Here is a 16,621-nt window from a genome sequence, read left to right on the forward strand (position 1 = left end):
GATAGATGTATGGAGCAGTGGGGCCCCGCTTCCGCCATATAACCCAGAATAACTGGCCTATGTAAACTGAAGTTAAACAGATATTTTGCCATTGATTTGTAATTCCCCATAAAAGTTGGTTTGTATCCCTTTTCAACAAATGTTACAGTGATATCAGCGGCATCATAAGACGGCCACAGTAAGAATGCAGGCATCCTAGCGGGAAAGGAGTGCAAAGTTTGCGGGATCATCTCGATAAGCAGCTGTCTTTCACCTCTCTGAAATGGTTCAACTTCTTCGTGTATGGAACGGTTGTCCTCTTCACCAGCTTCTTTCCCTTATATCTACAGGATGTAGGGATGAATAAGCTGGAGATTGGGAGCCTAATGTCTGTAGGCGCACTGGTCTCCATTATTGCCAACCCCTTCTGGGGCATCTGGAGTGACCGGTATCAGAATATCCGGCGGATTGTCCTCGTCATGCTGACGGGAACGCTGGTCTTGACCCAACTTGTCTTTCAGGCCAATACATATGAAATGATCTACATATCCATTCTGTTCTTCTATTTCTTCCAGGGGCCGCTGTTCGCCCAGAGCAACACGATGATTCTCAGCTATATTGACGGAACCAGCCGCAGCTTTGGCTCATTCCGGTTATGGGGATCGCTAGGCTGGGCTTTCACCGCCATCCTTGCCGGTCCCGTGATTGAATGGGCCGGCATCTCTGTGCTGTCCTATCTGTTTGCGTCACTGCTCTGTGCAGCGATGATTGCACTGATCACGCTGCCGAAGCTGGACCATTCGATCGGAATCGCCCCCTTGCCCTTCAAAGGCATGAGCCAGATCTTCCATAACCCGTTCTTCCTGTGCTTCATCCTCTTCGGCATCCTGGTCTCGATTCCGAATACGATGAATAACACCTTTGTGTCACTGTACATCACGGAGCTGGGCGGAAGCAAGACGATGATCGGTCTCGCTGTGTTCCTGTCCTCCATCCTGGAGATGGGCGTGCTGCTCCTCTGCAATTACTTTCTCCGGCGCAGAATCCCGGTCCTGCTGGCCTCGCTCACTCTGGTCAGTGCGCTGTTCTTCCTCCGCTGGTGGCTGATGGCCGATGCAACGACACCGCTGCAGGTCGCGCTGATTCAGGTGCTGCACTCCATTACCTTCGGCGGGTTCTTCTATGTCGGAACCCAGTTGACCATGCTGCTGGTGCCGAGGCCTTACCGTTCCTCGGGACAAGCGCTCTACACGCTCACCTGGAGCGGAATGTCCGGTATTCTCGGCGGCGTCCTCGGCGGCTGGATGTATCAGACCCTTGGCGCGCAGACGATGTATCAATCCGGTGCGCTTCTTGCCCTGTTCGGGGCAATCGGCTTCGGAATGATGTGGCTCACTGTCATTCGCGGCAGCTACCGCCCCCCCCCTGATCCCGAGGATGAGCTGGCGGAGGACTAGCAGTGCGCAGGATATAGCAAACAGGCTTGGCCTCCCGGCGGGAGACCAAGCCTGTTTGCTTATATGCAGCTCATCTAGCCTTTTTTGGGCTGGAAGGAGCTTTTGAGGGATACAATCAGATTGAACACCAGATGCTCCGGCGACGAATACTTGCTGTCTACGTTGAAGTACCCGTGACGGAAGAACTGGAACTTGTCCTGTGCCACGCTGTCCTTCAGCCCTGGCTCCACGAAGCCCTGCAGGATCTCGATGGACTTCGGATTCAGCTGATCCAGGAAGGTTGGCTCCGGCTTATCAGCGGAAGCTTCCAGACCTTCTACTTCGGCATCCGTCTCTGCCTCTTCAGCAGAGATCAGCGGCTCATAGAGGCGGAATTCCGCCGGTACAGCCTGTCCGGCATCTACCCAGTGCAGCGTTCCCTTAACCTTGCGGCCGGTGAACCCGCTGCCGCTCTTCGTCTCAGGATCATAGGTACAATGCAGCTCCACCACTTCGCCATTCTCATCCTTGATGAAGTCGTTGCACTTGATGAAATAAGCATTCTTAAGGCGCACTTCATTGCCGGGGAACAAGCGGAAATACTTATTCGGCGGAATCTCCATGAAGTCATCGCGTTCAATATAGATCTCACGGGAGAATGGAATCTGACGGTTGCCCATCTCCGGGTTCTCCACATTGTTCTCAATTTCGAAGTATTCGGTCTCGCCTTCGGGGTAATTCGTAATAACCACCTTCAGCGGCCGCAGCACAGACATCGTCCGGGGAACCGTCAGCTTGAGATCTTCACGGATGAAGTGCTCCAGCATCTGCAGGTCCACCAGTCCCTGGCTCTTCGAGATACCGGTCTCATGCACGAAGCTGCGGATGGCCTCCGGCGTATAGCCGCGGCGGCGCAGCCCGGAGATCGTAGGCATGCGGGGATCATCCCAGCCGTCCACATGGCCTTCATCCACCAGCAGCTTCAGCTTGCGCTTGCTCGTAACCGTCTGGGCCAGATTAAGGCGTCCGAACTCATACTGATGTGGCGCAGCCTCCAACTCACATTCCGCTACAACCCAGTCATAGAACGGGCGCTGATCCTCAAACTCCAGGGAGCAGAGAGAATGGGTGACATGCTCAATGGCATCCTCCAGCGGATGTGCGAAGGTATACATCGGATAAATGCACCATGCGTCCCCCGTATTGTGGTGATGGGAGTGGGAGATCCGGTAGATGACCGGGTCACGCAGATTGATGTTAGGAGAGGACATATCAATTTTGGCGCGCAGCACCTTCTCGCCGTCCTTGAATTCTCCCGCCTTCATGCGGTGGAACAGATCAAGGTTCTCTTCTGCTCCGCGTTCGCGGTAAGGGCTGTTCTTCCCCGGCTCCGTTAGGGTTCCCCGGAATTCACGGATCTGCTCGGCGCTGAGATCATCAACATAGGCCTTGCCCTTCTTGATCAGCAGCTCGGCCCGCGCATACATCTCCCCGAAATAATCGGAGGCGAACCGCAGCTCCTCCCATTCATACCCGAGCCATTTCACATCCTCCTGGATGGAGTTGACATATTCGGTATCTTCCTTGAGCGGATTCGTGTCATCGAATCTCAGATGGGTCTTGCCGCCGAACTCATCCGCCAGCGTGAAGTTAATCCAGATCGCCTTGGCATGTCCGATATGTAAATAACCGTTCGGCTCCGGTGGAAAGCGGGTGACGACTTCCTTAACCTTACCCGAGCGGAGATCTTCGGTAATGACGTTCTTAATGAAATTGGAGGGTGTACCCTGGTTCTCCACATTGATCAACCTTTCATTCTGTAATATAACTACTTCCTTGTATGAACATGTTTCCTACTAATATACCCGTTAAGCAGGGAATGTTCAATAAAAGTTAAGCAGCGCCCGCATCCTTTGACTTCTCTCCCGGCGATGGAGTAGCATGATAAATATAGGAATATTACGCTAAAGGGGGATGCTTATGCAACCGGTAAAACTGCCTAAAGAGCAGCGGGAGATGATTACGGAGAATATCCGTGCCTACTTCGAAGCTGAGCGCGGGGAAACGATAGGCCACCTGGCCGCAGACAATCTGTTGGAGTTCTTCCTGAAGGAGCTGGGACCGGCAATCTATAACGGGGCGCTCAGCGACTGCCGCACGCTTGCCCTCCAGCGTATGCAAGCCCTGGAGGAAGACATCTACGCCTTGGAGTGGCAGAAGCGTTAGTTCAGCGAGGCTTATAACTCACAACGCATAGGGGGGCAGCCGCATGTTTAATTATGTCATAGATGAAGAGCTGAAGCTGAAGCTGCTCATGCCGGAGCATGCCCGTCAGATGTTCGCCCTGGTGGAACGCTCCCGCCACCGGCTCAGGCAGTGGCTGCCTTGGGTGGATGGCGTATCCGAACAGGCTCATCTTACCACGTTCATCAAGAACTCCGTGAAGCAGGGCATTGATAACGGGGGCTTCACTGCCGGACTGTGGGTCCGGGAGGAATTGGCCGGAATTATCGGCTATCACGAGATTGACTGGCATAACCGCTCAGTCGGCATCGGCTACTGGCTGGGCGAGGGTTATGAGGGACAAGGCTATATGACCAGTGCCTGCCGGGTCTTTGTCGATTACGCCCTGCTGGAGCTGGACCTGAACCGCATCGAGATCCGCTGCGCTACAGGCAACCTGGCCAGCAGAGCGATCCCCGAACGGCTGGGATTCATCTTCGAAGGGGTCATCCGCCAGGCCGAGAAGCTGCCTGCCGGTTATGTGAACCACGCAGTGTACGGCCTGTTGCGCAGCGAATGGAAGCTGCTGGGCTGAAACTAACTATTTCAATTGCTCTTTTTCCACTTGTTTTCGGTTATTTTCCAGATGTAGGCGAGATAAGATACGTTTTTCCACATGTTTACTTGAAGGGCGGGTTGAAAGTGGCGGAGCGACAGAGTGGCATGTGCAGGTGTGGAGAGAGACGAGTATCTTAACTCTCCGCCGCATCCAGCCAGCCCCGGAACCGCTCCCGGAGGCCAGCCGCAAGGCTCTCCAGTCCGGCCAGCTCGGCGAGTCCGGTGTGATCCTTGCGCCCGTGCTCCATCGAGTACAGGACCTGTCTCACCGGGATATTGCCTGCTCCGCTCGCAAGCTTCACGATCCGGTCACCGGCTGCAAGGCGGCCTTCACGCAGCACGCGGAGGTAGAAGCCGCTGTAGCCGGTGGACAACACATGGGCCGGCATATCTGCCGGTCCATGCTTTTGCGTAAGCTTGAAGCACGGGAAGCGCGGCTGGCTCACCTCCAGTAGTGCTGTACCGATCTCGAAGATATCCCCGATACACACCTCGGTCTCCAACAATCCGCACGCCGTAATATTCTCCCCAAAGGCGGAAGACTCCAGCTTCCGGCCAAGCCGCTCCTCCCAATAGGCATAATGCTCCACCGGATAGACGCAGACTGCCTTGTCAGGGCCTCCGTGGTTGATCAGATCCGCTTGTCCGTCCCCGGTGAACCCTCCGGCTCGAAGTGCAAGCGAACCGGCAACCGGCAGCTTGTAAATTCCGGTGTCCAGCGGCTTGCCGCGGTATTCCACCGTCTTCGGCTTGCCTACATTCAGCGAGACGACTTGCATCTTCACTTCAGTCTCCATCCCCTTCTCCTCCCGTCAGCCAGCAGCTCATGAATACTTCATCCACATAACGTCCGCTTAAGTAGAACTCCTCCCGCAGGCGTCCCTCTTCCTCGAACCCGCATTTGCGGTAGAAGTGAAGCGCCGGTGTATTGCAGGAGAGCACGCGCAGCCGCAGCTTGCGGATGCCATGCCTCACGGCATGGCGCTTGATCTCCGCGATCAACCGGCTGCCTACACCCAGCCGCTGAAAGCGCGGATGCACAGCGATATTCACCTCGCATACATGGCGGTTGCTCTCCATCCCGCTGGGACAGCCGAAGCCGACATAACCGCATAACTCCCCTTCCTGCAAGGCCACGAGCTGGGAGCCGGGCGGCGCATGCAGCAAATAGTCCTCCCGCGAGCGCCACATCAGCGGACCCGGGGTTGTATTCTCCGTCCAGATCATATTATCCAGCACGATCAGCTCACGGGCATCCCTGATTTCGGAGGGCCGGATAAGCAGCGCAGCATCTCTGTTGATTGGTTGCATCATTATACACCCCTTGCCTTACTAATTACTAAGCAGATCGTAAAAGGTTTAGTTACAGCCTGAACGATTATGCTGTCCTGCGCTCAGGCTGTACGGCCGAACGATTCACGTAGGCGTGGACCGCGAAGAATCCTACAGACAGCACAGCCATGCCGCAAGCGAGCCAGCCGGTAGGCGCAAGACCGCCCCTGTCGAACTGAACGCCCATCAGATATGGCCCGATGACACGTCCGATTGCGCCGATCCCGCCGCTGAGCCCGAGATAGAACGGCGCGCTGCGCTGGGCATGCTCCGAGATGAAGGAAGGCATCGCCGGAGAGATCAGCATCTCCCCAAGGGTAGCCAGCACCATGCCCAGCAGCATCCCCGGATAGCTTGGCACCATCAGAATTACAGCATACCCGGCCAGGTAAAAGACGGCGCTTGCCGTCATCTGCGCGGTTGACGTCTGCGCGAATCCGCGCTTGATCAGGCTGACCAGCGGCTGCGCCGCGAAGATCAGCACACCGTTCAGCGTCCAGAGGAAGCCGTATAGCTGCTTCGACCAGCCCTCCGAGATAATGAACGGCGAGACTCCGCTGTTCCAGATCGAATTGCCGATCAGCAGGAACATCGAACCCAGCGCCATGAACAGATAGATCCGTATATGGCCGAGAAGTCTCCAGCCCGATACTTCATTCTGCGGATGCTTCTTAGCGGCTTGGCCCTGAGCCGGTGCCGCCCCTACCCTGCGCAGATAGATGAAGAAGAATCCGGCAAATACAGCCGAGGTGACTCCGTTGAGCACAAAGCTCAGCATATAATTGCCCAGGAAGCCACTCAGCGCGGTTCCCAGAGCTACCCCTATATTATTAGCAACATAGATGATATTGAACAGCTCGGCGCGCTGCTCCGCGAACCGGAAGCCGATAAACGCCTGAATCGCCGGGAGGGAGAGGGAGTTGAACAATCCCATCAGCCCCATCACGATAATGAATACGCTCCAGCTTCCGCTCGCCCACGGGAGGGCAAACAGCGTCAGGGCATTCATGGCCAGAGCGCCGACAATCAGTCGGTTGACCCCTACCTTATGGTACAACGAGCCGCCCAGCAGCTGACCGGCAATCCCCCCAAGGGACTGCACCAGCAGAACAATTCCCGCGTCCTTCATACTACGTCCCAGTTCATCGAATACATACATGGTAACCAGCGGCCACATCAGCGCACTGCCGGTAGCATTAATAAGACTGGCAATCAAGAATACTTTTATTTCCTTCGGATAGGCCTGCATGAATCTCATATCTTGTCTGTCATCCCCTGTAACATAGCTGTCATTAATCCATCCAGTATCATCCCAACACAGGGGGCAGGGCAAGCATGCGCGTTAATGCTGTATCGCGGGAAACCAGAGAATTATCCTATTGAAAATCAATCCCTTCTTCACCGCCGCCAGCGATATTAATATTCTATAACCCGCTCTTTCACACGTAAACAAAAATACCTTGCCGGCACTGATTCGTTCCCCGGAACCCGGGGTAATGATCCATATGAAACACTCCCTATTTTATTCACCGTGAGATCCGATTTCGTTCCCCCGAATCGGATTGCACGGTGAATTTTGTTTAAATATAAGTATTTATAAGTTTTACTCTATAAATTATCCTTCTATTTCTCGCTGAAACGTTACCGTCCTTATAAAGGACGGCAAAGCCGTTTCCACTTGTGTCCGGAGAAAGATCCTGCTGTACCCGACATAAAAACACTCCCTGTCTCTACGAATCCCTTGAAGCAGGATGCCGAGAAGCAGGAAGTGCTTAGGCCAAGCTATGGTACAGTCAGGCGATTCACCGGGTCAGGTCCGATATTGATTAAGCGTGTTTCTTCAAACCCGCAGCAGGGACGCCTGCAGCCGAGTTCACTGCTCCCGCCTCCTTGCGCAGATAGGCCATCCAGTACGCAGCAGCCACGAAGATCGCGCCGCCCGTCAGATTGCCCAGCCAGACCGGAACGAAGTTGGCCACATACTGGCCCCAGGTGAAATGTCCTTCGAAGATCGCAGCAGGGATAAGGAACATGTTAGCTACAACGTGCTGGAAGCCGATGGCCACAAACGCCATGGTCGGGAACCAGATACCGAGGATTTTGCCGCTGAAATTGTCTGCCCCGTACGACAGCCATACCGCCAGCGCTACGAGCCAGTTACAGCCGATCCCGGAGATAAAAGCCTGCAGGAACGTAGCATCGATCTTATGCTCCGCCATACTTACCAGCTTCTCCAGATACACACCATCTGATGTAAGACCAACGATGTGACCGAAGAAATAAGCAACGAACAAGGCGCCTGCCAGGTTGCTGAGCGTGATCAGCACGAGGTTCTTCATCACTTCCCAGAACGAGATCTTCTTCGCAATGAACGCCAGCGGCACCGCCATCATATTGCCCGTCAGCAGTTCCCCTCCGGCAAGCAGCACCAGAATGAGTCCAACCGGGAACACCGCAGCCCCGATGAAGTTAGCAATGGACCCCCACTCGGCAGGCGCACCGGCAATGACACGAATATCCAGCAAAAATCCGAGCGCGATAAACGCCCCTCCCAGAAAACCGAGAATGAGTACAGTGCTAAGCGGATTATGTGCCTTCTTGACTCCGTTCTCTACCGTAACTTCAGCGATTCCCTGCGGTTTGTTATAAGCCATGATTCCTATCCCCTTCTAATTACTTAAAATTTGTTCCTTTATGCCATTGTAACGTGATCCTAATCACATTTACGTGATAAAAGTCACTATCCGAAAAACCAAGTGAAAGTTTTCACTGACATGTCAAATTTACCATAAAAGCTGGATTCATGCACTGATTTAATACAGCTCAAGGAATTCACAGATTAATCTCACCGGAAGGAACCGGAGCATCCAGCAGCGAATAAAAAAGATAAAAGTTATACCGGCTGCTTGTTAAACAGGCCGGAGAGAGGAGTCTTTGTATGGTTAGCCAAGAAGTACAGGACATCATTGAAACGTATATCAGGGCATATAATTCTTTTGACATTCAAGGCATGGTTGACCTGATGCACCAGGATATCATCTTCCGGAATATTTCAAATGGGGTAACCACCACGGAAACCAGCGGCATCCCGGCATTCCGGGCATTGGCTGAGCAATCATCAACGATGTTCTCCAGCCGCCGCCAGATCATTACCGGGTACAGCGCAGGACCTGACAATAATGTTGAGGTGGCCATTGATTATGAAGGCATCCTTGCCGTGGATATGCCTGGCGGATTATCGGCCGGTGATATGCTGCGGCTAAAGGGAACGTCTATATTCGGCATTAAGGATGGAGAAATTGTGTTGATTGAGGACCGCAGCTGAGCACATAACATTTAAGAAACACAAGTGGAAACGGCTTTGCCGTCCTTTACAAGGACGGTACCGTTTCGGCGAGAAATAGACGGATAAGATGTAGTCGGTTTTTCGACCACATTCAGCCCGGATGACCACTCGCGTATCCCCGGCTTTATGCACCACTTATCCACATCGGAAGAAAATCATAATTCCCTTTTCAAAAAAAAGAGCCCGGAATGGGCTCTAATACAAAGGTATCAATAAATTAAGCGTGGACAGGCTCCTTGACGGGAGCAGGCTTAGGCAGAGCCTGAAGGCCTGCAGTGTTCAGGAAGTTCCAAGGCTTGTTGTAATGCGGCTGGAAGAAGAAGTCGATGAAGGCCAGCTGGTCAACGGTCATCTTGTTCTGGATGCAGACCGATACGGTATTGATCGACTGCGTCAGATCCATCTTGGACATAATCTGCGCGCCCAGAATGCGGCGGGTGGCACGGTCAAAGACCACTTTTACCTGAACCTGCTCGAAGGTCGGCATGAACTCCGGACGGTAGTTGTCGATCAGCATTACACTCTCCGTATCCATTCCCTCGGCTGCGGCAGCCTCTTCCGTTAGTCCGGTTCCGGCAATATTGTCCTCATAGATCTTGATGCCCGATGTTCCTTGCGTACCCATGTAGGGGATCGTGTTCGAGACCAGATTGCGGGCGACCAGCGTTCCCATACGCACTGCATTGGTGGCCAGCGGAATGTACGCGTGCTTCCCGGTCGGATTGTAATGAATCGCGCAGCTGTCACCGGCAGCATAGACATCCGGCAGGCTGGTTTGCATATAATCGTTAACCATAATCGCGCCGTTCGGCAGCATATCCACTTGACCCTTCAGCAGCTCGGTATTCGGACGGAAGCCGATGCAGAGTATCACCAGATCCGTCTCATGTTCACCCTTGCTCGTAATCACCTTGGTCACTCTGCCGTTCTCCCCTGCGAAAGAGGCAACCTTCTCGCCCAGCGCCAGCTTAATGCCGTGATCCTCAAGCGACTGCTGGATCGGTGCGGTGAACTCTTCGTCGAGATATTTGCTCAGGATGCGGTCTTCCCCGTCAATCAGCGTAACTTCCTTGCCGTTCATCTGAAAAGCCTCCACCAGCTCGACCCCGATATATCCGGCACCGACCACAGTAATTCTGTTCACCTTCTGCGCTTCTTCGATAATGGTGTTGGAATGATTGTAGTTCTTCGAGAGCAGGATACCCTCCATCTCTATTCCTTCGAGCTTAGGCACAATTGGCCATGAACCGGTTGTCATAATTAATTTGTCATACGTATCTTCCATTTCCTCGCCGGTCACGAGGTTGCGGGCTTTCAGGGTTTTGCGGGCGGTATCCACGTTAATTACCTCATGGCGCATCTTCGTCTGCACACCTAGCGCAGCCAGCTGTTCCGGGGAGGAATAGAATAGTCCCTGCGGGTCCTTGACCACACCGCCAACGTATAAGGCAATGCCGCAAGACAGGAATGAGATATTATCGTTGCGCTCGTACACCGTGATCTGTGCATCCGGGTATAACTGTGCGGTATTTACAATGGCGGCCGTTCCGGCGTGGGTACATCCAATGACTGCTACTTTCATGATTTCTTCCTCCTCCAAGTTGAAAAGCTTATTTAGTAGGGCTTGTGTTTACGTTTGTGATTGTTTTCACTTTATACACTGATTATATTGTGATATTTATCACATTGCAAGTAGTTTTGTGATTTTTCTCACAATGTTCACAATTTCAAATTTTAATAACTTTGGAGTTTCACCGCATCATCCACTCCACTAGTGCCGCCGATGCGCTCTTCAACCTTGGTTTAGTTTCCCCCGGAGGAGGGGCATTATGTCTGCCAGGAGCAGGAAACAGCAGGAGGATAAAGAGTTAGGCAGAACCGCAGCCCTGTAATCGGACTAAATCACTTCCATCGAGCTTGAGCACCTCGCGCCAGCCCATTGTAATCGGTTTTTCGATTACATTTGCTCCGTGTCCGCTACGCCCAGCCCATTGTAATCGGTTTTTCGATTACATTGCGGTCACTTACCCTCGCGGCTGCAAAATGTATTCGCTTTTTCGCATACAAAAAAGCCTCACTCCCGCAGCATACCTGCGATAAAGTAAGGCCAAGCTATACTCATTGTTATTTGCTAATCGCTACTCGCTATACAGCCCTATGGTCTTATGCTGCTGGTAGTCACGATCGGAAGTGTCTTATTCCAGACCCGAAATTACGCCATCCTCATCGACCAGTATGCTTTCTGCCGCCGGCTTGGCGGGGAGGCCCGGCATCGTGACCATGTTGCCGGTGATCACAACAGCGAATCCCGCCCCGAGGGACAGGGTGATGTCCCGGATGCCCATGGTGAAGCCTTCCGGGGCTCCGAGCAGGCGGGGCTGATCCGAGAAGGAATACGGGGTTTTGGCCATGCAGACCTGAAGATGGTGCAGGCCCAGCCGGTCAATAACCGCCAGACTGCGCTTGGCAGCTGGAGAAAAGGCTACTCCCGCTCCACGGTAGATCTCCGTGACAATGCGGTTGATTTTGGACGGAATATCCAGATGGTCTTCATACAGCGGTGCGTACTGCACAGGCTCCTCCCGGTCCAGCAGCTTCATCAGCTCCTTCGCCAGCTCCTGTCCGCCTGCGCTTCCCTCCGCCCATACCTTGGATACCGCAGCAGGTGCACCCAGCCGCCCGCAGGCCTCCAGCACCTCATTCACTTCAGCAGGGGCATCCCCTTCAAAATGATTCAGCGCCACCAGCACAGGTACGCCGAACTTGCGCAGATTCTCAATATGACGCTCCATATTGGACAATCCGGAGAGCAGTGCCGGCAGATTGCCCTCATACAGTTCTTCCTTGCGGACACCGCCGTTGTATTTCAGCGACTTCACCGTAACCACCAGGACAGCAGCCGCAGGAGCAAGCCCGGCCTGGCGGCATTTGATGTCCATGAATTTCTCCGCGCCCAAGTCCGCGCCGAAGCCAGCCTCGGTCACCACCACATCACCCAGCTTCAGCGCGTAGCGGGTTCCGATCACACTGCTGCAGCCGTGGGCAATATTGGCGAACGGGCCGCCATGCACAATAACCGGGGTTCCCTCCAGCGTCTGCACCAGATTCGGCTTCACCGCCTCCTTCAACAGCGCAGTCATCGCCTCCACGGCTCCAATCGCCTGTGCCGTTACCGGCTGACCGGCATGGTCATACCCGACCAGAATACGGCTGAGCCGCTGCTTCAGATCCGCAAGGTCGCTGCACAGGCACAGCACGGCCATAATCTCGGAGGCTGTTGTAATCTGAAAACCGCTCTCCCGCACAGTTCCGTTGCCGTCGCCAATGCCGGTCACGATATTCCGCAGGCTGCGGTCATTCATATCCATAACTCTTTTCCAGACGATACGCTGCGGATCAAGCCCCAGGCTGTTGCCCTGGAACATATGATTGTCGATCATCGCCGAGAGCAGGTTATGCGCTGACGTCACCGCATGGATATCCCCTGTGAAATGCAGGTTAATCTCATCTGCCGGAACGATCTGCGCTTTGCCGCCCCCGGTCGCTCCACCCTTCATCCCCAGGCAGGGACCAAGTGAGGGTTCACGCAGCGCTGCTACCGTGCGTACACCCGCTGCATTCATCGCCTGGGCAAGCCCGATCGTCGTCAACGTCTTGCCTTCACCTGCCGGTGTAGGATTCATTGCGGTAACCAGAACCAGTTTGCCGTCCGGTTTGTTCTCCAGCTCTGCCCAGAGCGAGGGCGCCAGCTTGCTTTTATATTTGCCGTACAGTTCCAGATGCTCTTCCTTGATCCCCGCTGACGATGCTACCTCTGTAATTAACCTCATGCCTGTATGTAACCCTCCTGCCGTTATTATCCTGCATCCTTGCTTCCTGTATGCCATTCATGGTGTCACGCGAAACATGTCTCTTCAAAGGATACAGGGTCTCTGAAAAGATTCAAGGATAATTTTCATAAAGAGTGAAACTTATATTATAGAAAACTCCCGGACCGGGCGCATCTGCACCACTATCCGGGAGAACAGGTATAGCCTTGCTCCGGCCTTCAGAGCGGATAATTTCAGACTCATTACAGCAGGGATTCGATAAGCCCCTTCATGCTCTCCGGTGATTCCTTCGGCTCGATACGGGCCGTTACATTGCCGCTGCGGTCTACCAGGAACTTCGTGAAGTTCCACTGGATATCACTGCTCTCGCCGTCACCCGGCTGCTGGCCCTTCAAATATTGAAACAGCAGGCTCGCCTCCGGACCATTCACATCGACCTTGGCGAACACCGGGAACGTGACTCCATAGTTAATCTGGCAAAAGGACTCCGCTTCCTCGCTTGTGCCCGGCTCCTGGCCCCCGAACTGGTTGCACGGAAAGCCCAGCACCATCAGCCCCTGGTCCCCGTACTGCTCGTGCAGCTTCTGCAAATCTCCGTACTGCGGGGTCAGTCCGCACTTGCTGGCCGTATTGGCGATCAGCAGCACCTTGCCCTCATAGTCCTTAAACGGCACTTCTGTACCCGAAGGCTTCACTCCGGCAAAACTATAAATCGACATCTCTGCTTCGCTTCCTTTCGGCTGTATGGCCCAGTTCTGAAGTGCGCTTTAAGCTTCAATAAGTAACCTCTTCATTCTACCCTATTCGCAGCCAAAACCAAATTCCGGCGGAGATGGCTACGCCCTGCGCTCCAGCCCGCAGGCTTCGGCGATGAGCCGGATGGATTGCAGCTTGTCCCCGAAGTCATGGATATGCGAAGAAATCATCAGCTCCCCGCAGCGGTATTCTTCTGCCAGCAGCTGAAGCTTCTCCCTGACTTCAGCAGGCGAGCCTATGACCATCCGCTTCCGGTTATCTGTAATGGTGAAGCGGTCGTACGGGGTATATGTATAGTTCAGCGCAGTCTCTACGGACGGGGTTGGGGCAGAGAGGTGTTCCCTCTCCAGGCTGACCAGTGAGAGATCCATACTGGCAGCCAGCCGGTCTGCCCCGGCCGATGTCTCCGCACAGACTACGAACACAGCAAGCAGCGACTTCGGCGATGCAGCAGCCACGGACGGCGCGAAGCTGTCCTGGTACGCATGCACCGCGCCTGCTCCTCCATTCCGGGCAATGAACCGGGCGAAGGCATATCCGGTTCCCAGCCGGGCTGAGAGCGCCGCACTCTCTCCGCTTGAGCCCAGCAACCAGACCTCCGGCGCTGAGTCCACCGCAGGCGTTGCCCGTAATCCGGCATAACGCTGCGGGGATGCTCCGCCCTCAGATTCATAGAGATAGGCCATCAGCTCCTGAATCTGCTGCTCGTACCGGTCAACGTCGTCAATAGTGACACGGGTATCCTGAAGGGCATTGGCGGCCAGAGCACCGCCGCCTGCCGCCCTCCCTATCCCGAGGTCGATCCGCCCGGGATAGAGCGCCTCCAGGACACGGAAATTCTCAGCGACCTTGAACGCACTGTAATGCGGGAGCAGCACCGCTCCCGCGCCGATGCGGATCGCTGAGGTCACCGCAGCGAGATGCGCCATCAGCACTTCCGGGCTGGAGCTGGCGAGGCCCGGCGCAGCATGATGCTCCGCGACCCAGAAGCGGTGATAACCAAGCCGTTCCGCTTCGCGGGCCAGCAGCGCCGTCTGCCGGAGCGCCTCGGACGGAGTGCTTCCCTCCGGCACCGGGGATTGATCGAGAATGCTTAATTTCATGTGAGAGCAGCTCCAATGGGTTGGATTTTCGAGGCTTCAGAGTACCGTACATCCTATACTAAATATACCCGCACCAATGTAATTCACAACCGGAAGATTGTAACGCCGCCCAAACCTACGCACAACGGTTCAGCCAGAGACAGAGGTGTCAAAGGTTACTGGCACAGTAACCAGGCGGCTCCACATGGATCGCGGAACCGCCTGATTTAATTTTAATTTGGAATGAATGTAGCAACGCATTCATGTTACTTTTTCAGGGAGCCATGTTGCTCGTTGCTGTTGGTGATACTGGTAGTGCTCCTGTTGCTTACCGGCGCTGCATCTGCTACTGTTGCACCATCTTCACCAGCATATGCGCCAGCCGGTGGCGCTCCTCCTTGTTGCCGGCCTTCCACAATTCCAGCAGCAGCTTCTCTTCACTATTGCGGGGCTCCTCATACGCTGCCAGGTAACCGGCGATTTTCTCGGCGGCCAGTGCCAGCTGTTCGTCGCTGAGACCGATTTTTTGCGCCAGTTGAATGCGCTTTCCTAAATAAGCCTTGAAGTGCCCGAAGTTGTCCAGAATCATCTCCTTCTGTGCCGGATCGATCCGGTCCAGCGCCTCCGTTACCCGGTTCATGGTCACACTGCCGTCCTTACTCACCACATGATTATGTTCAGACATCCAGAACGCCTCCCATTTCATAGTGTGCGGTTTCCCACTACTTAACCAGCGTTCCCGGGGGTGAACCATGCTGCTGAGTGAGATACCGCCCGCTTCAGCAGCATGCAAGTGGATAAACGTATCTTATTTCCTCGATTTCAGGCGATCGGCCGCAAGCAAGTGGAAAAACAGCATCTAATTGGTGGCGTTTGACTACTTTTGCTGAATATTGATTAATTAAGTGCTCATTATCCAACTGCTGCCGGAGGATGGCTCAATCGCGCCGCAGCAGGTGGATGAAATCCACTTATTTCCTGTGACGTGTATGACCAGAGTATATATTACTCAACTATAGCACTCCGCTAGCGTCCGGGCACACCTTGTGGAGATACTGTGGATTTTGTGAACTTGTGGAAATACAGATACTGGTAACAAGCCCCTGACCGCCCGCCCAAACACACAAACGGCCCCGCAAATCGCGGGACCGCCTGATTATAGTATGAACCTAATTCGACACCGGGACGGCGTCATAATATTCTTCCAGTGTAATCCCTCTTTCGGCGATGGAAGCGGCTATCTCCTTGCCTACATAACGGACATGCCAAGGCTCGTACTTGTACCCGGTAATGGCCTCCTTGCCCTCAAGGAACCGGATAATATAGCCGTATTCAGCCGCATGGGCGGCAAGCCACTCCGCTTCCTTCGTCCCTGCAAAGCAGCTCTCGGCTGCACATTTGCCGTCTCTGCCGGACAGGTCAATGGCCAGTCCGGTCTGATGCTCGCTGTGTCCCGGCATGGCGCTGTAAGTACGGGCCTTCTCTTCACCGTCTCTGGCGACATAGTTATTGAACAGCCTTTTCTGGGTCGATTCCGAACGGTAGCCGGATACACCGGCCAGATAGACCCCGTCCGCCTTCGCTCCCGCGAACATCTCCTCCAGCGCCGCAGCCGCTTCACGGCGCAGCATGCGCTTCTCAATTTTTTCCGAGAAAATAAAAGGAACATCCGGGTAAACCAGATCGGAAGGCTTATACTGCTCCGGCAGGCTGTACTGCTTATTGACCATGACCGCGATGCTCTCCGGCTCGGCTACCACCATCTCCGCATCATTATTCCCCGAAGTACCATTGCCTGAACCGCCAGGAACTGGCTGATCCGTAGGCTCCGGCACTGCCGAAGCTTCTGGCGCTGCCTCCGGCCCCTCGGCTCCCAGATCTGTGCCTGTGTTAATATTGGTTCCGTTCTCCGGGGAAGCGGACGGTGTCGTATACTTCCCGATTCCCCAGCCGACCGCAATGACGACGATGAGTAGAATGACAATTTTGGCGGTTTTGGACATGCTGTGTAATCCTCCT

Annotated in this window: 15 protein-coding genes; 4 read left to right on the forward strand and 11 right to left on the reverse strand. The window is 54.3% G+C overall.

Annotated elements, in window-relative coordinates; all coding sequences use genetic code 11:
- The first annotated feature begins 209 nt into the window (after positions 1-209).
- Positions 210-1,436 carry an MFS transporter gene (locus MKZ07_RS20960; protein ID WP_445670294.1) on the forward strand — a complete coding sequence of 409 codons (1,227 nt, stop codon included), beginning with the start codon at positions 210-212 and terminating at the stop codon, positions 1,434-1,436.
- A gap of 74 nt (positions 1,437-1,510) precedes the next feature.
- Here the strand turns inward: MKZ07_RS20960 and MKZ07_RS20965 are convergent, their stop codons facing one another.
- Positions 1,511-3,214, reverse strand: coding sequence for a glutamine--tRNA ligase/YqeY domain fusion protein (locus MKZ07_RS20965; protein WP_341027393.1), 1,704 nt, complete (start codon positions 3,212-3,214; stop codon positions 1,511-1,513).
- A gap of 181 nt (positions 3,215-3,395) precedes the next feature.
- Between MKZ07_RS20965 and MKZ07_RS20970 the strand changes: the two genes are divergently transcribed.
- Together MKZ07_RS20970 and MKZ07_RS20975 are read left to right on the forward strand one after the other, a co-directional pair.
- The gene (locus MKZ07_RS20970; protein ID WP_036690395.1) at positions 3,396-3,641 is read left to right on the forward strand and encodes a DUF2164 domain-containing protein; all 246 of its coding nucleotides are present in this window, start codon (positions 3,396-3,398) and stop codon (positions 3,639-3,641) included.
- Between the two features lie 43 nt (positions 3,642-3,684).
- Entirely contained in the window at positions 3,685-4,233 is a 549-nt protein-coding gene (locus MKZ07_RS20975; RefSeq protein WP_036690396.1) for a GNAT family N-acetyltransferase, read from the forward strand.
- Between the two features lie 157 nt (positions 4,234-4,390).
- Here MKZ07_RS20975 and MKZ07_RS20980 read toward each other — a convergent pair whose 3' ends face one another.
- From MKZ07_RS20980 to MKZ07_RS20995, 4 genes are all read right to left on the reverse strand, one after another.
- The gene (locus MKZ07_RS20980; protein WP_341027394.1) at positions 4,391-5,053 is read right to left on the reverse strand and encodes an MOSC domain-containing protein; all 663 of its coding nucleotides are present in this window, start codon (positions 5,051-5,053) and stop codon (positions 4,391-4,393) included.
- Positions 5,043-5,567, reverse strand: a complete 525-nt coding sequence (locus MKZ07_RS20985) for a GNAT family N-acetyltransferase (protein WP_341028071.1) — start codon at positions 5,565-5,567, stop codon at positions 5,043-5,045. Before MKZ07_RS20985 ends, MKZ07_RS20980 begins: the two co-directional genes overlap by 11 nt.
- Before the next feature lie 67 nt (positions 5,568-5,634).
- Entirely contained in the window at positions 5,635-6,846 is a 1,212-nt protein-coding gene (locus tag MKZ07_RS20990; RefSeq protein ID WP_036690399.1) for an MFS transporter, read from the reverse strand.
- A gap of 568 nt (positions 6,847-7,414) precedes the next feature.
- Positions 7,415-8,242 (reverse strand): formate/nitrite transporter family protein, encoded by an 828-nt coding sequence (locus MKZ07_RS20995; protein WP_341027396.1) that lies wholly within the window; start codon positions 8,240-8,242, stop codon positions 7,415-7,417.
- A gap of 284 nt (positions 8,243-8,526) precedes the next feature.
- Here MKZ07_RS20995 and MKZ07_RS21000 point away from each other — a divergent pair, with 284 nt between their 5' ends.
- Entirely contained in the window at positions 8,527-8,913 is a 387-nt protein-coding gene (locus MKZ07_RS21000; protein ID WP_036690402.1) for a nuclear transport factor 2 family protein, read from the forward strand.
- Positions 8,914-9,151: 238 nt separating this feature from the next.
- On the opposite strand, the gene MKZ07_RS21005 is transcribed toward MKZ07_RS21000, so the two are convergent.
- From MKZ07_RS21005 to MKZ07_RS21030, 6 genes are all read right to left on the reverse strand, one after another.
- Complete coding sequence (locus tag MKZ07_RS21005) at positions 9,152-10,516, reverse strand: FAD-dependent oxidoreductase (protein WP_076159218.1); 1,365 nt, start codon at positions 10,514-10,516, stop codon at positions 9,152-9,154.
- A 613-nt stretch (positions 10,517-11,129) separates the two neighbouring features.
- A complete protein-coding gene (locus tag MKZ07_RS21010) occupies positions 11,130-12,764 on the reverse strand; it encodes a formate--tetrahydrofolate ligase (protein ID WP_076159221.1) in 1,635 nt (544 codons plus the stop codon).
- A gap of 242 nt (positions 12,765-13,006) precedes the next feature.
- A complete protein-coding gene (locus MKZ07_RS21015; protein WP_341027398.1) occupies positions 13,007-13,483 on the reverse strand; it encodes a glutathione peroxidase in 477 nt (158 codons plus the stop codon).
- 117 nt (positions 13,484-13,600) lie between these two features.
- A complete protein-coding gene (locus tag MKZ07_RS21020) occupies positions 13,601-14,623 on the reverse strand; it encodes an LLM class flavin-dependent oxidoreductase (protein ID WP_341027400.1) in 1,023 nt (340 codons plus the stop codon).
- Between the two features lie 325 nt (positions 14,624-14,948).
- The gene (locus MKZ07_RS21025) at positions 14,949-15,287 is read right to left on the reverse strand and encodes a DUF3243 domain-containing protein (RefSeq protein ID WP_036690410.1); all 339 of its coding nucleotides are present in this window, start codon (positions 15,285-15,287) and stop codon (positions 14,949-14,951) included.
- Between the two features lie 484 nt (positions 15,288-15,771).
- Positions 15,772-16,605: a M15 family metallopeptidase gene (locus MKZ07_RS21030; RefSeq protein ID WP_036690412.1), complete on the reverse strand. Its 834-nt coding sequence runs from the start codon at positions 16,603-16,605 to the stop codon at positions 15,772-15,774.
- Positions 16,606-16,621: the final 16 nt, after the last annotated feature.

The organism is Paenibacillus sp. FSL P4-0338, assembly GCF_038002365.1.
Classification (GTDB): Bacteria; Bacillota; Bacilli; order Paenibacillales; family Paenibacillaceae; genus Paenibacillus_AQ.